A 15,089-nucleotide genomic window follows, 5' to 3' on the forward strand; every position below is an offset into this window, starting at 1 on the left:
TAAAATTGTTATATATTATAAAAAACAATACATCATTCATGATATAATTGTGTGATGTATAGTAAAAAGGAATTAAATACCATGTTTGATAAAAATAACCTTGGAAATTTAATGCAACAAGCACAAAAAATGCAAGAAAAAATGAATCAAGCAAAAAATGAAATTGCAATAATGAAAGTTACAGGAGAATCTGGTGCAGGATTGGTAAAAATTACCATCAATGGAAAATATAACTGTACCAAAATAGATATTGACCCAATTCTGATTAAAAAAAACGATAAAGAAATCTTAGAAGACTTAATTGTTGCGGCATTTAATGATGCAAATAGAAAAATTAATGAAGAAAAAAAAAATAAAATATCAAACTTATCTACAGGAATACCATTTCCTAATGATATTAATTTATTAGGATAACAGTAATATTAAGATTATTTAAAGAAAGGAATCATAAAATGAATATTCAAAAAAAGGAAAAATATAGTTTTCAATCTGAAACAAAACAATTATTACATTTAATGATACATTCTCTGTATTCTAATAAAGAAATTTTTATTAGAGAATTAATATCAAATGCATCAGATGCAATTGATAAAATGAAATTCAAATGCTTATCAGATACAAGTAATAAATTTAAAAACCATGATATGCGTATTCGAATACAAATTGATAAAAAAAAAAATACAATCATTATCTCTGATAATGGAATTGGAATGACTAAAGACGATGTAATTCAAAATTTAGGAACAATTGCAAATTCAGGAACAAAAAAATTTTTACAATCTCTATCTTCCCAAGATATAAAAAATAACCAATTAATTGGACAATTTGGTGTCGGTTTTTATTCATCATTTATTGTTGCAAATAAAGTCACTGTAAAAACTAGATATGCAGAAGAAAATAATCCTAAAAATAGTATTTTATGGGAATCAGAAGGTAAAGGTGAATACAGTATTCAAACAACATACAAAGAAGAAAATGGAACAGAAGTCGAAATACATTTAAAAAATGATGAAAAACAATTTTTAGAAGAATGGAAAATAAATGAAATTATTAAAAAATATTCAGATCATATTTCCATTGCAATAGAGATTCAAGAATATGATGAAAAAAATAAAATATTATCTTGGAAACAAATTAATACTGCAAAATCAATATGGACAATCCCAAGCACACAAATTAGTGATGATGAATATAAAAAATTTTATCAATATTTAACAAAAGATATAAACGAACCATTATCATGGATACATAATAAAGTTGAAGGTACTCAAGAGTATACAAATTTATTATATATACCAAAAAAATCACAATGGAATATATGGGATCAAGAAAATAAAAAAAACGGATTGAAATTATATGTAAAAAAAATTTATATTATGGATGATGTAAATCAATTTTTACCAAACTATTTAAGATTCATTAAAGGAATAATTGATACCAATAATTTACCATTAAATATTTCAAGAGAAATTTTACAAGAAAGTTACGTTACAAAAGTTTTAAAAAAAGCATTGACAAAAAAAATATTAAAACTAATACAAAAAATTTCCATTCAAGAAAAAGAAAAATATAAAATATTTTGGAAAGAGTTTGGAAATATATTAAAAGAAGGAATAGCTGAAGATTTAAAAAACCAATCCATAATTGCAGGTTTGTTACGTTTTTCTTCCATGAAATCAAATTCTCAAGAACAAAAATTATCTTTAAAAGATTATATTAAAAATATGCATACTAAACAAAATAAAATATATTTTGTTATTGCAGAAAACTACAATTCTGCAAAAAATAGTCCATATTTAGAAATTTTTAAAAAACATGAAATTGATGTATTATTATTATCAAATCACATTGATGAATGGATGATGAATTACTTAACTGAATTTGAAAATAAAAAATTTCAATCTATTAATAAAATTGATGATGAATTTGAAAAAATATTTGATGAAAAAATAAATCAAAAAATTAAACAGGAAGTAAAAGATCTTTTAGATGACATCAAAAACATCTTAAAAAATAAAATACATAAAGTGAATATTAGTCATAGACTTTTTGAAAGTCCAGTAGTTTTAGTATCAGATAAAAATACTATGAGTAAACAAATGTCTAAATTATTTGAAGCAGCTGGACAAAAAACACCACCAGTAAAATATACATTAGAAATTAATCCAAAACATAAAATAATTAAAAAAATAATGAATATGAAACAAAAAAATCAAAATATCGATTTATGGATTAATATTTTATTTGAACAATCCTTACTTGCATATCAAGGAACTCTAGAAAATCCAAATGAATTCATAAAAAATATTAATAAAATTCTTATTCAGAAGTAATTTAATAATCATATGAAAATTATAATATTAGGTCCACCAGGATCTGGAAAAGGCACACAATCTCAATTATTAGAGAAACAATATAATATACCACACATCTCAACAGGAGATATACTCAGAAAAAATATAATTAAAAATCAAAAGATAAACATTTTGATTAACAAAAAAATTTCACAAGGAATATTAATTGATGATAATTTAATAATAAATTTAATCAAAAAAAGAATCCAAAAAAAAGATTGTATTAAAGGTTTTATTTTAGATGGATTTCCAAGAACATTATATCAATCAAAAAAAATAAAAGAAAATAATATTAAAATTAATTACATTATTGAATTAAGTTTAAAAAAAAATATCATATATGAAAGAATCTTAGGCCGTAGATTACACCCTAAATCAGGTAGAACATATCATGTTATATATCATCCTCCAAAATCTCCAGAAATAGATGATATTACAAAAGAACCACTAGTCATTCGAAAAGATGATAATATTAATACTATTAATAGAAGATGTATTGAATATCAAAATATTAAAAAAACAATTTTAAATTTTTTTATGAATGATATTCATAAAAATAAAATTAAATATTTAAAAATAAATTCAGATCAAAATATTGAATCTATAAACAAACAAATAAAAAAAATATTATAAAAATAATTATAAAATATTATAAAAATATACGCTCTATAGGATTCGAACCTATGACCTACGGCTTAGAAGGCCGTTGCTCTATCCAACTGAGCTAAGAGCGCTAAAATATATAATGTATTAAAAATTAATAATATATCATATTATTATATATAATATATATTAAATTTCAAGTAGGATATTTATATGATACAAAAAAATAAAATACTTAATGGTATAGATGTTTCAAAAATAATGATAAAAAAGATAAAAAACTCTATTATTAATGAAACAGGTTCTGGTAAACGTTTTCCTTCACTAGCAATGATTTGGATTAACAATAATGAATCCTCTAAATTATACGTAAAAAAAAAAAATATTGCTTGTCAAGATGTTGGAATTTCAACCAAAGAATGGATTTTTGATAATTCAGTCCAAGAAAAAAAAATAATTGAACTTATTAAAACACTAAATAATGACGAAAAAATTGATGGTATTTTAATACAATTACCACTACCAAATCATATTAATCCTAATAATATCTTTAAAACAATTCACCCAAAAAAAGATGTGGATGGATTCCATCCGTATAATATTGGATGTTTATGTCAAAAAACTCCAAAACTAAGACCTTGTACATCAAAAGGAATTATAACCCTTCTAAATCAGTATAAAATTAGAATGCAAGGATTACATGCAACAATAATAGGAGCTTCAAATATTGTAGGTCGTCCAATGGCACTAGAATTACTTTTCGCAGGATGTACAATTACTATTACTCACAGATTTACTAAAAATATTAAAAAACATACTAAAAAATCTGATATAATTATTATCGGAATTGGAAAACCAAATTTTCTAAATGATCAAGATGTTAAATCTGGATCTATTATTATTGATGTTGGAATTAATAAATTACCCAAAGAAAAAAAAATTTATGGAGATGTAAATTTTAAATCTGTTTTTCCAAAAGTATCATATATTACTCCTGTTCCAGGAGGAGTTGGACCAATGACAGTAGCTACATTATTGGAAAATACATTAGAAGCCTACCAAAACAAACATCAATATTAATTTTTATAATTCAATATAAAAATATTTTATAAATAAAAATTATACTATTTTTTTATTAATAAATTATTAAGATATTTTAAAAATTTTTTTGGATCCTGATTTAAAAGACCAAGAATTCTAGATAAATATTTCAATTGAAAAATCAACTGTGTTGCAAGAAATAATTTATTCTCTCTTAATAGTAAATTCACTTCTTTTAATATCGAAAATAAAACAGATATTGCTTTAGGGGTATTAAAATCATCATACATAGCATGATAGAAATCTATACAAAAATACTGATATTTTAAAACAAAAAATTTATTTTTAATAATTATCTTGTTGTACAAATTTTGCAAAACAATGTAAAATTTTCTTAAAGAAAAAACTGATCTATAAATATTATCAGAATTATAATATAATGGTTTACGATAATGGGTTGATAAAAAAAAATAACGAATAATTTCTGAATTATACTTTTTTAACAAATCACGTAATAAAATAGTATTCAATAAGGATTTTGACATTTTTTGATTTTTAATCAATAAAGAACCTACATGAACCCAGTATTTTCCATAATCTTTTTGGTTATTATAACAAACGGATTGAGCAATTTCATTTTCATGATGCGGAAAAATCAAATCTGAACCTCCACCATGAATATCAATATATTTTCCAAAAAAAACATTATTAATAGCTGAACATTCTATGTGCCAGCCTGGTCTACCAAAACCCCATGGAGAATTCCAATTTGGAGAATCTAAAAAACTTTTTTTCTTCCATAAAACAAAATCGTAATCAGAATTTTTTTCATCCATTAGATTAACTAAGTTATTCATCTTTAATTTATATTTATTTTGTTTCGATAAACGTCCATATTTTTTAAAACTATTTACTGAAAATAAAACATCGCCGTTTAATCCAATATAAGCATGATTTTTAGAAATCAATTTTTCGATCATAAAAATAATATCATTAATATGATTCGTGACACGAGGTTCAATATATGGAGGAATTAAACCTAAATCTAAAAAATCTTTATTCATATTAATAATCATCTCATCTGTAAAATCAGAGATTTTTTTATTAAATTTTTTTGATTTATTTATAATTTTATCATCAATATCTGTAATATTTCGGATATATTTAACTTTGTATTTACAATGATTAAGATATCTTATCATCATATCAAATGATATAAATGTACGTGCGTGCCCAATATGACAGTAATCATATACCGTTATACCACATACATAAAAATTAACTATATTTGAAAAATATGGAATAAATATTTCTTTTTTTTTCGTTATAGTATTAAAAATTTTTAACATCACTAGCTCTTACATAAGAATATTGATTTAATATATAAAAATTAAAAATATAAAAATATAAAAATATAAAAATATAAAAATATATCAGTATAATTAACTTCATATTTCACCACAGAACTACAATACAATTTTTATACTGTGGCGAATATGTCATATTAAAAATAAAATACTGTTACACATTACATTAATAAAATTATTATAGACTAACAACATTAGCTGCGGAAGGTCCTTTTGCACCTTCAGTTATTTCAAATTCAACACTTTGACCTTCTGACAAAGTTTTAAAACCATTACTTTGAATTGCTGAAAAATGAACAAAAACATCTTTACTTCCATCTTCAGGTGTAATAAAACCAAAACCTTTAGATTCATTAAACCATTTTACATTGCCTTTAATCTTGGACATCTAAATTACCTTAACCATAAAACACTAAAAAAAAAATCAATTTTACTTTAAAAGTAATATAATAGAATTATATTAATATTGAAAATTTAAAAAGTAAAAAATGTAAACAATCTAAATTTACAAATGTTATTAAATAATTATAACAAATTTAAAACAATAATCTAAATTATAATAAAAATTAATATAAAATATTTATAATGAATATTTAAATAATAATAATTAAAAATTAAATTATAATATTATAAATATAAAAAATGTATTATTAATTATTAATATATGAAATATTTTATTAAATAATTAAATAAATAAATAATTAAATAATAAAAAAATATATCTTATCCCTGGCAATGTCCTACTTTCACACGAGGAGACCTCGTACTAACATCGGCGTTATAATATTTCACTTCTGAGTTCGGTATGGAATCAGGTGGTACCATTACACTATATTCGCCAGGAATAAAATATATTTTTATAAATATATATAAAAATATTAACAATAAAATTAATAAAAAACAACTATATTTGTTAGATCAAGCCTCTTGGGTCATTAGTACTGGTTAGCTCAACATATCACTATGCTTACACATCCAGCCTATCAACGTTGTAGTCTTCAACGTCCCTTCAGTAGACTTTCGTCTCAGGGAAGACTAATCTTGAGGCAAGTTTCGTGCTTAGATGCTTTCAGCGCTTATCTTTTCCGCATGTAGCTACCGGGCAATGCCATTGGCATGACAACCCGAACACCAGTGATGCGTCCACTTCGGTCCTCTCGTACTAGAAGTAGACCCTCTCAATCTTCCTACGCCCACGGCAGATAGGGACCGAACTGTCTCACGACGTTCTAAACCCAGCTCGCGTACCACTTTAAATGGCGAACAGCCATACCCTTGGGACCTGCTTCAGCCCCAGGATGTGATGAGCCGACATCGAGGTGCCAAACACCGCCGTCGATATGAACTCTTGGGCGGTATTAGCCTGTTATCCCCGGAGTACCTTTTATTTGTTGAGCGATGGCCATTCCATACAGAACCACCGGATCACTAAGACCTGCTTTCGCATCTGTTCGCGTTATCACGCTCACAGTTAAACTGGCTTATGCCTTTACACTAACCTCACGATTTCCGACCGTGATTAGCCAATCTTTGTGCTCCTCCGTTACTCTTTGGGAGGAGACCGCCCCAGTCAAACTACCCACCAGACACTGTCTCTATACCGGATAACGGTACAAGGTTAGAATATTCAAGTTCAAAGGGTGGTATTTCAAGGTTGGCTCCACTAAACCTTACGATCTAGATTCTACGCCTCCCACCTATCCTACACATTAAAAATAAATACTCAATGTCAAGATATAGTAAAGGTTCACGGGGTCTTTCCGTCTTGCCGCGGGTATACTGCATCTTCACAGCAATTTCAATTTCACTGAGTCCCAGGTGGAGACAGCCTAGCCATCATTACGCCATTCGTGCAGGTCGGAACTTACCCGACAAGGAATTTCGCTACCTTAGGACCGTTATAGTTACGGCCGCCGTTTACCGGGGCTTCGATCAAGAGCTTCAAGTTTCCTTTAACCCCTTCAATTAACCTTCCGGCACCGGGCAGGCGTCACACCGTATACTTCCACTTTCGTGTTTGCACAGTGCTGTGTTTTTAATAAACAGTTGCAGCTAGCTGGTATCTTCGACTGATTACAGCTCTAAGAGTAAATCTTATTACTTAATATCAGCGTGCCTTCTCCCGAAGTTACGGCACCATTTTGCCTAGTTCCTTCACCTGGGTTCTCTCAAGCGCCTTAGTATTCTCTACCTAACCACCTGTGTCGGTTTTGGGTACGATTTAATTTTATCGTTAGCTTAGAGGATTTTCTTGGAAGTGTGGTATTAATTACTTCGTTACCTTGATAACTCGTCATCACGCCTCAACTTAAAAATAACCGGATTTACCTAGTTATTATATCTACACGCTTAAACCAGAACATCCGTTACCTGGATAATCTAACCTACTTCGTCACCACATCGCAATAAAATTAAGCACAGGAATATTAACCTGTTTCCCATCGATTACGCCTTTCGGCCTCACCTTAGGGGTCGGCTTACCCTGCCCCGATTAACGTTGGACAGGAAACCTTGGTTTTTCGGCGAGCAGGTTTTTCACCTGCTTTATCGTTACTCATGTCAGCATTCGCACTTCTGATACCTCCAAAATATTTTACAATATTTCTTCACAGGCTTACAGAACGCTCCTCTACCCAATAAAAAAAATCATATTTTTATTGCCACAGCTTCGGTATATAGTTTTAGCCCCGTTACATCTTCCGCGCAGGCTGACTTGACCAGTGAGCTATTACGCTTTCTTTAAATGATGGCTGCTTCTAAGCCAACATCCTGGTTGTCTATGACTTCCCACATCGTTTCCCACTTAACTATAATTTTGGGACCTTAGCTGGTGATCTGGGTTGTTTCCCTTTCCACAACGAACGTTAGCACCCGCTGTGTGTCTCCCGTGATAGCATTCTTTAGTATTCGGAGTTTGCATCGGATTGGTAAGCCGGTATGGCCCCCTAACCGAAACAGTGCTCTACCCCTAAAGATGAATTCACGAGGCGCTACCTAAATAGCTTTCGAGGAGAACCAGCTATCTCCCGGTTTGATTGGTCTTTCACCCCTAGCCATAGGTCATCCGCTGATTTTTCAACATCAGTCGGTTCGGTCCTCCAGTTAGTTTTACCCAACCTTCAACCTGCCCGTGGCTAGATCACCGGGTTTCGGGTCTGTACCTTGCAACTTAACGCCCTTTTAAGACTCGGTTTCCCTACGGCTTCCTTAAACAGTTAACCTTGCTACAAAATACAAGTCGCTGACCCATTATACAAAAGGTACGCAGTCACCTGATAAAATAGGCTTCTACTGCTTGTACGTATATGGTTTCAGGATCTATTTCACTCCCCTAACCGGGGTTCTTTTCACCTTTCCCTCACGGTACTAGTTCACTATCGGTCAATCAGGAGTATTTAGCCTTGGAGGATGGTCCCCCCATCTTCAAACAAGATTTCTCGTGTCTCGTTCTAATTTTTGAGTTCACTAATATAATTTTTTTCATATACTGGGCTATCACCATGTATCGCTATTTTTTCCAAAATATTCTATTAAAAATTAAAAAGATTATAACTCTGGGCTTTTCCCTTTTCGCTCGCCACTACTAAGAGAATCTCAATTGATTTCTTTTCCTCAAGATACTTAGATGTTTCAGTTCTCTTGGTTAGCTTTGTTAACCTATTTAATTTAGCTAACAATGACATAAAAATGTCGGGTTTCCCCATTCGGATACCACCGGTTATAACGCTTCTTATCAGCTCACCGATAATTTTCGCAGATTAGCACGTCCTTCTTCGCTTCTGATTGCCAAGGCATCCACCATATACGCTTAATTGCTTGATCTAACAAAATTTAGTTGCTTTTTATTAATTCTATTTTTTAAAAGAGCATAAAAAATTTTATATTTTATTTTTTATAAATAAAATATAAAACTTAAATATTATTCATTATAATAACATAATATGTATTTTTTTCATATATATTTTTTTATTTTTTTTTATTTTTTTTCATTTGTCCTCTAGGGGAATTGAACCCCTGTTGCCGCCGTGAAAGGGCGATGTCCTGGACCGCTAGACGAAGAGGACTAACAATAAAAATAAAAAATTTATAATAATTAAAAAAAATAATAAAAACATTTTATCCTGAAGAAATCTAATTATCACAAAATACTAAAAAATAGTCAAATATTTTCTTCAAATATTATTATATAATTTTAAAAAAAATATTTTTTATTTTGATTCAAGATATTAATTACAGATGAAATATTTGGTAAAATACCACTCCATAAATAAAAAGAATATGCTGCTTGACTCACTAACATTCCAATACCATCGGAATAATATAATGCCCCATTATCTTTACACCAAATCAAAAATGGTGTCATATCATCACTATAACATACATCATAAAATATTGTCCTTTCAGGATAAAATACAATATCAGAATTAAAAATATCATCCATACGTTTTATTTTTAATGATACTGCATTAATAACAATATCATAATTTAATTTTTTTAAATCATTAATTTTTATTGCATTAATTACACCTAATTTTTTAAAAAAAATAGACAAATTATAAGCACGTTTAAAAGTTCTATTGACAACATCAATCTTACAACCTAAAAATAATAAATCTGGAATAATACCTCTTGCTACTCCTCCTGCTCCAATTAATAATACTTTTTTATTTTTATGAATAAAATTTAATCTTTTTAAATCACACAAAAAACCAATTCCGTCAGTATTATCACCAGTGATACTATTATCTTTATTTTTTTTCAATACATTTACTGATCCAGATACTTTTGCTCTATTAGTTAAAATGTCTGATATTTTATACGCATCCTCCTTAAATGGAATTGTAACATTTGCACCTTTTCCGTAATTTTGAAAAAAATTTTTTAAAGTTTCAAAAAATGAATCTTCCTTGATAGATTGTATTTCATAATTTATATTAAATTTTGTCTGATTAGAAAACATCTGATAAATCATTGGTGATTTCGAATAATGAATATCTGTTCCAAACAAAACATAATTATATTTTTTATCTTGATTCATCACGAATACACTCTCCGGTAATAATATTAAAAATTTTAGAAGGATACAAAAAATTACCAATATTACCATCTAATATTGGAAAATCTGAACCAAAAAAATCACATACTTCATTAGGAGTTTTTGATGGTTGCATTCCAGAAATATTAGCACTAGTAGAAATAATAGGCTTTCCATAATACCAACATAAATTTCTTAAAATAGCATGAGAAGTAACTCTTACAGCAATTAAACCTGAATAACCAGTAATTAAATTAGAAACATTTGGTTGTGATGGAACTAAAAATGTAATACATCCTGGCCAACAAGAAAACATTATTGATTTTTCTTTAATAGAAAGATAAGTTTCATTAATATAAGGTAATAATTGATAATAATGAGAAGCAACTAAAATTAAACCTTGATTTCTATTTCTATTTTTTAAATTTATTAATTTTAAAATTGTATCTTGATGATCAGGATTACATCCTAAACCAAATACTGATTCCGAAGGATACGCAATAATATCATTATTATTTAAAAGGTTTAAACAATGCATCAAAGAAAAATAAGATTTTTTTTTTATCATCATATTAAAAATTTTTACACATTTATAATTTATTCATTAAATATTACTATTTTATATTTTTTATAATTTCGTATAATAATAAATTAAAATACATGATATCATATATAAATACTTAATTAAAAATTTTTTCATATGGGATTATTAAAAATATTACAACATCCAGATAAAAGACTGAGAAAAAAAGCAAAACCAGTAAAAAAAATAGATAAAAAAATCCAAAAAATAATTCATGATATGTTAGAAACAATGTATAAAAAAAAAGGTATAGGATTAGCAGCAACACAAGTAAATATTCATTTACAAATTATTGTTATTGATATCACAAAAGATAAAAAAAAACCAATAATTCTAATTAATCCTAAAAAAACATATGAATATGGTATAATTCAAATTGAAGAAAGTTGTTTATCAATTTCAAATGTCACAAAAAATATTAACCGATCACATATAATTAAAATTGAAGCATTAAACTACTATGGTCAAAAAACAAAAATTAGTGCAAAAGATTTATTATCTATATGTATACAACATGAAATGGATCATTTACAAGGTAAATTACTTATAGACTATTAATCATATTATAATTTTAATACCTTATTAAATCCATGAATGTTTACACTATATGAATATGAATTTTAAACCATTAAAAATTGTTTTTGCTGGAACTCCATATTTTGCATCATATCATTTAAAAAAACTAATATCATCTGAACACAAAATTGTACATGTTATTACTCAACCCGACAAACCATATGGTAGGGGTAGAAAAATTCAAGAATCACCAGTAAAAACGCTTGCAAAAAAATATAATATTCCAGTATCACAACCAAAAAATATAAATAAAAAAAAAAATTGTATAGAATTATTCAAAATCAAAGCAGATATTATTATTGTTGTTGCTTATGGAATGTTAATCCCAGACTTATTGTTACAAATATTCCCTATGGGAGGTATCAATATTCATGCATCATTATTACCAAAATGGAGAGGAGCATCTCCAATACAGTGGACAATTTTACACGGTGATAAATATACTGGGATTAGTATTATAAAAATAAATAATAAGATGGATTCAGGAAATATATTACATCAAGTAAAATGCAAAGTTGAAAAATTAGAAACTACAAGCAGTTTAATAATAAAATTATGTAAAATAGGTATAAAAGCAATATTATATGCTTTAAAAAAAATACAAAATAAAAAATATAAATCATTAAAACAAAATGAAATGGAAGCAACATATACAAAAAAAATAAATAAAAAAATGGGAGAAATTAACTTCTTAATTCCTGCTAATAAAATAGAACGTATGGTTAGAGCGTTTTATCCTTGGCCAAGTGTATACATTAATTTTTATAATACTAATATTAAAATTCATAAAGTAAAAGTAATAAAATCAGATATAGAATACCCAATTGGAAAAATTATTTCAATAAATATTCATGGAATACAAATTCAGACTAAAAAAAACATAATAAAAATAGAAAAAATCCAACTACCAGGTAAAAATATTATAAATGTATCACAATGGATACAAAGTAAAAATAACATTATTGAAAAAATAAAATCTAAAAAATCATTATGATTATTTGGAATTAAACGGCAATAAAATGCCGTTATATAACAACTAATGTTAATATTTTATTTATTTTGTATGATATTACGATCTACAAACTGAATATAAGCAACATTAGATTTATCACCTGATTTAAAACCACATTTTAAAATTCTTGTATAACCACCAGATCGATTTAAAAAATATGGACCAATTTCGTTAAATAACTTTGAAACAATAAATTTATTACGAATACGAGAAAAAACTAACCTCCTATTAGGAGTATTATCAATTTTTGAAATTGTAATTAATGGTTCAATAATCATTCGTAGTTCTTTTGCTTTTGGAACAGTAGTTTTAATAAATTCATACTGCAATAACGAACACATCATATTTCTAAACATAGATGTATAATGACTAGAAGTACGATTTAAATAACGACCACTTTTTTTATGTCTCATATCAATTTTATTCCTTAACAATCACAATACAAATTGAATATTTTATTCACTTAATAAACTTTTAGGTGGCCATTTTTTTAGCTTCATCCCAAGAGATAAACCCCTTAAAGCCAGTATATCTTTAATCTCAGTTAGAGATTTTTTTCCAAGATTAGGTGTTTTTAAAAGTTCTATTTCAGTTTTTTGAATTAAATCCCCAATATAATGTATTCTTTCAGTTTTTAAACAATTTGCTGATCGAACAGTTAATTCTAAATCATCTACTGATTTCAATAAAACAGGATCAAATTCTGGTTTTTTTTCTTTAATAACTTCTGGAGGTTTAATAATATTTTTTAAATCCACAAAAGCAGATAACTGATCCGATAAAATAGTGGCAGCTTTACGAATAGCAACCTCAGGATCAATTGTTCCATTAGTTTCAATTTCAATAATTAATTTATCTAAATCAGTTCTTTTATTAACACGAGTGGATTCTACAACATAAGCAATACGATCAATAGGACTATAACATGTATCTAATGATATAAATCCAATATTTTTATTAACATCACGAGATGCTATTCTAGAAGCAGCCGTAACATAACCAATACCTTTTTCTACTCTCATTTGCATATCAAGACACGTATGTTGATCAGTTAAATTACAAATTACATATTTTGAATTTATAATTTCGATATCACCATCATGAATAATATCAGACGCTCGAACAGGACCAATACCAGATTTTTTTATTCTTAACATTACATCATCTTTATTATACAAAATAATAGATAACGATTTTAAATTTAACAAAATTGTTAAAATATCTTCTTGAACTCCAGTTTTAGCGCTATATTCATGTAAAACATCTTTAATATAAACTTCAGTAATCGCGTATCCTGGTATTGAAGAAAGTAAAATTCTACGTAATGCGTTACCGATAGTATGACCAAAACCTCTCTCTAAAGGTTCTAAGGTAACTTTGAAATGAGTCATGCTAATTTGCTCAACATCAACTATCTTTGGTTTTAAAAAACCTGTCAAAAGATTTTGCATTTACATTTCTCCAAATGTTCATTTATAATTTATTTTGAATAAAATTCAATGATTAAATGCTCATTAATATCTGCAGATAATTCCGATCTGTCAGGAATTCGAATAAATACACCTGTTAATGTAGTATAATTGACTTTTATCCAAGTTGGTTTTTCTCTATGATGCGATAATTCTAAAGAAGATTTAATTCGAGATTGTTTATGAAACTTTTTACGTATTTGAATGCAATCATCAGCAGATAATTGATATGATGCAATATTTACAATACGATCATTCACCATAATTGTTTTATGATTAATTAATTGACGGGATTCAGCTCGTGTGGACCCAAAACCCATACGATATACTACATTATCTAATCTACTTTCTAATAACTTTAATAAGTTATCTCCAGTGTTACCTTTTAATTTTGAAGACCTCTTATAATAATTACGAAATTGACGTTCTAATATACCATACAAACGACGTACTTTTTGTTTTTCTCGTAATTGTACTCCATATTCAGAAAGTCTTGATCTTCTCGATCCTTGTTGACCAGGTATTTGATTTAATTTACATTTTGATTCAATAGATTTATAACCTGATTTTAAAAACAAATCTGTGTTTTCTCGACGACTTAATTTTAACTTTGGTTTTAAATATTTTGCCATTTTAATCTCTCAAAATATTGTCAATTTAAACTCGACGTTTTTTAGGTGGACGACATCCATTATGTGGAATTGGAGTAATATCAGTAATATTAGTAATTTTAAATCCAGCATTATTTAATGCTCTAATAGTAGATTCTCTACCTGGTCCAGGACCTTTTACCATTACTTCTAAAGTTTGCATACCATAATCTTTAATGGATGTGATACATTTTTCAACAGCAACTTGAGCTGCAAAAGGAGTAGATTTTCTTGATCCTCTAAAACCAGAACCACCTGCTGTTGCCCAACCCAAAGCATTACCTTGTCGATCAGTAATAGTAACAATAGTATTGTTAAATGATGCATGAATGTAAGCAATACCATCTAAAATTTGTTGTTTAATTCTTTTTTTTGTTCGTTTTGAAAATTTTCCCATAC

14 protein-coding genes, 2 tRNA genes and 2 rRNA genes are annotated in these 15,089 nt (G+C 27.5%); 6 read left to right on the forward strand and 12 right to left on the reverse strand.

Going from position 1 to position 15,089, the window contains the following annotated elements; genetic code table 11:
• The first annotated feature begins 81 nt into the window (after positions 1–81).
• Genes AB4W46_RS01680 through AB4W46_RS01690 form a run of 3 tightly spaced genes read left to right on the forward strand, consistent with a single transcriptional unit; the run spans position 82 to position 2,987 of the window.
• Positions 82–414 carry a YbaB/EbfC family nucleoid-associated protein gene (locus AB4W46_RS01680; protein WP_367678428.1) on the forward strand — a complete coding sequence of 111 codons (333 nt, stop codon included), beginning with the start codon at positions 82–84 and terminating at the stop codon, positions 412–414.
• 44 nt (positions 415–458) lie between these two features.
• Entirely contained in the window at positions 459–2,333 is a 1,875-nt protein-coding gene (gene htpG / locus AB4W46_RS01685) for a molecular chaperone HtpG (RefSeq protein WP_367678701.1), read from the forward strand.
• Positions 2,334–2,345: 12 nt separating this feature from the next.
• Complete coding sequence (locus AB4W46_RS01690; RefSeq protein ID WP_367678429.1) at positions 2,346–2,987, forward strand: adenylate kinase family protein; 642 nt, start codon at positions 2,346–2,348, stop codon at positions 2,985–2,987.
• Between the two features lie 27 nt (positions 2,988–3,014).
• Here the strand turns inward: AB4W46_RS01690 and AB4W46_RS01695 are convergent.
• Positions 3,015–3,088, reverse strand: a tRNA-Arg gene (locus AB4W46_RS01695).
• 82 nt (positions 3,089–3,170) lie between these two features.
• Between AB4W46_RS01695 and folD the strand changes: the two genes are divergently transcribed.
• Positions 3,171–4,037 carry a bifunctional methylenetetrahydrofolate dehydrogenase/methenyltetrahydrofolate cyclohydrolase FolD gene (gene folD / locus AB4W46_RS01700; RefSeq protein WP_367678430.1) on the forward strand — a complete coding sequence of 289 codons (867 nt, stop codon included), beginning with the start codon at positions 3,171–3,173 and terminating at the stop codon, positions 4,035–4,037.
• Between the two features lie 44 nt (positions 4,038–4,081).
• Here the strand turns inward: folD and cysS are convergent, their stop codons facing one another.
• The 7 genes from cysS to AB4W46_RS01735 form a co-directional block, all read right to left on the reverse strand.
• Positions 4,082–5,347, reverse strand: a complete 1,266-nt coding sequence (gene cysS, locus AB4W46_RS01705) for a cysteine--tRNA ligase (RefSeq protein ID WP_367678431.1) — start codon at positions 5,345–5,347, stop codon at positions 4,082–4,084.
• Between the two features lie 196 nt (positions 5,348–5,543).
• Positions 5,544–5,753, reverse strand: coding sequence for a transcription antiterminator/RNA stability regulator CspE (cspE, locus tag AB4W46_RS01710; RefSeq protein WP_158349571.1), 210 nt, complete (start codon positions 5,751–5,753; stop codon positions 5,544–5,546).
• Positions 5,754–6,092: 339 nt separating this feature from the next.
• Positions 6,093–6,208: ribosomal RNA gene (gene rrf, locus AB4W46_RS01715) — 5S ribosomal RNA — on the reverse strand.
• 71 nt (positions 6,209–6,279) lie between these two features.
• Positions 6,280–9,187: ribosomal RNA gene (locus AB4W46_RS01720) — 23S ribosomal RNA — on the reverse strand.
• A 169-nt stretch (positions 9,188–9,356) separates the two neighbouring features.
• A tRNA-Glu gene (locus tag AB4W46_RS01725) sits at positions 9,357–9,429 on the reverse strand.
• A gap of 128 nt (positions 9,430–9,557) precedes the next feature.
• Positions 9,558–10,403, reverse strand: coding sequence for a shikimate dehydrogenase (gene aroE, locus AB4W46_RS01730; RefSeq protein WP_367678432.1), 846 nt, complete (start codon positions 10,401–10,403; stop codon positions 9,558–9,560).
• The gene (locus AB4W46_RS01735) at positions 10,390–10,968 is read right to left on the reverse strand and encodes a Sua5/YciO/YrdC/YwlC family protein (protein ID WP_367678433.1); all 579 of its coding nucleotides are present in this window, start codon (positions 10,966–10,968) and stop codon (positions 10,390–10,392) included. The genes aroE and AB4W46_RS01735 overlap by 14 nt, the downstream gene beginning before the upstream one ends.
• A gap of 132 nt (positions 10,969–11,100) precedes the next feature.
• Here AB4W46_RS01735 and def point away from each other — a divergent pair, with 132 nt between their 5' ends.
• Both def and fmt read left to right on the forward strand, forming a co-directional pair.
• The gene (def, locus tag AB4W46_RS01740) at positions 11,101–11,541 is read left to right on the forward strand and encodes a peptide deformylase (RefSeq protein WP_367678434.1); all 441 of its coding nucleotides are present in this window, start codon (positions 11,101–11,103) and stop codon (positions 11,539–11,541) included.
• A gap of 55 nt (positions 11,542–11,596) precedes the next feature.
• The gene (gene fmt / locus AB4W46_RS01745; RefSeq protein ID WP_367678435.1) at positions 11,597–12,553 is read left to right on the forward strand and encodes a methionyl-tRNA formyltransferase; all 957 of its coding nucleotides are present in this window, start codon (positions 11,597–11,599) and stop codon (positions 12,551–12,553) included.
• A 56-nt stretch (positions 12,554–12,609) separates the two neighbouring features.
• Here the strand turns inward: fmt and rplQ are convergent, their stop codons facing one another.
• Genes rplQ through rpsK form a run of 4 tightly spaced genes read right to left on the reverse strand, consistent with a single transcriptional unit; the run spans position 12,610 to position 15,087 of the window.
• Complete coding sequence (gene rplQ, locus AB4W46_RS01750; protein WP_367678436.1) at positions 12,610–12,984, reverse strand: 50S ribosomal protein L17; 375 nt, start codon at positions 12,982–12,984, stop codon at positions 12,610–12,612.
• 42 nt (positions 12,985–13,026) lie between these two features.
• Positions 13,027–14,022 carry a DNA-directed RNA polymerase subunit alpha gene (rpoA, locus tag AB4W46_RS01755; protein WP_367678437.1) on the reverse strand — a complete coding sequence of 332 codons (996 nt, stop codon included), beginning with the start codon at positions 14,020–14,022 and terminating at the stop codon, positions 13,027–13,029.
• Between the two features lie 29 nt (positions 14,023–14,051).
• Positions 14,052–14,672 (reverse strand): 30S ribosomal protein S4, encoded by a 621-nt coding sequence (gene rpsD / locus AB4W46_RS01760; protein ID WP_367678438.1) that lies wholly within the window; start codon positions 14,670–14,672, stop codon positions 14,052–14,054.
• Between the two features lie 25 nt (positions 14,673–14,697).
• Positions 14,698–15,087 (reverse strand): 30S ribosomal protein S11, encoded by a 390-nt coding sequence (gene rpsK / locus AB4W46_RS01765; protein WP_367678439.1) that lies wholly within the window; start codon positions 15,085–15,087, stop codon positions 14,698–14,700.
• Positions 15,088–15,089 lie beyond the last annotated feature (2 nt).

This window comes from Buchnera aphidicola (Panaphis juglandis) (genome assembly GCF_964059065.1).
Classification (GTDB): Bacteria; Pseudomonadota; Gammaproteobacteria; order Enterobacterales; family Enterobacteriaceae; genus Buchnera_L; species Buchnera_L aphidicola_AM.

Coding starts and splice junctions, on each gene's coding strand:
- rpsK (WP_367678439.1), bottom strand. CDS start 15,087: ATGGGAAAATTTTCAAAACGAACAAAAAAAAGAATTAAACAACAAATT.
- AB4W46_RS01735 (WP_367678433.1), bottom strand. CDS start 10,968: ATGATAAAAAAAAAATCTTATTTTTCTTTGATGCATTGTTTAAACCTT.
- aroE (WP_367678432.1), bottom strand. CDS start 10,403: ATGAATCAAGATAAAAAATATAATTATGTTTTGTTTGGAACAGATATT.
- AB4W46_RS01690 (WP_367678429.1), top strand. CDS start 2,346: ATGAAAATTATAATATTAGGTCCACCAGGATCTGGAAAAGGCACACAA.
- rplQ (WP_367678436.1), bottom strand. CDS start 12,984: ATGAGACATAAAAAAAGTGGTCGTTATTTAAATCGTACTTCTAGTCAT.
- def (WP_367678434.1), top strand. CDS start 11,101: ATGGGATTATTAAAAATATTACAACATCCAGATAAAAGACTGAGAAAA.
- rpsD (WP_367678438.1), bottom strand. CDS start 14,672: ATGGCAAAATATTTAAAACCAAAGTTAAAATTAAGTCGTCGAGAAAAC.
- cspE (WP_158349571.1), bottom strand. CDS start 5,753: ATGTCCAAGATTAAAGGCAATGTAAAATGGTTTAATGAATCTAAAGGT.
- AB4W46_RS01680 (WP_367678428.1), top strand. CDS start 82: ATGTTTGATAAAAATAACCTTGGAAATTTAATGCAACAAGCACAAAAA.
- cysS (WP_367678431.1), bottom strand. CDS start 5,347: ATGTTAAAAATTTTTAATACTATAACGAAAAAAAAAGAAATATTTATT.
- rpoA (WP_367678437.1), bottom strand. CDS start 14,022: ATGCAAAATCTTTTGACAGGTTTTTTAAAACCAAAGATAGTTGATGTT.
- folD (WP_367678430.1), top strand. CDS start 3,171: ATGATACAAAAAAATAAAATACTTAATGGTATAGATGTTTCAAAAATA.
- fmt (WP_367678435.1), top strand. CDS start 11,597: ATGAATTTTAAACCATTAAAAATTGTTTTTGCTGGAACTCCATATTTT.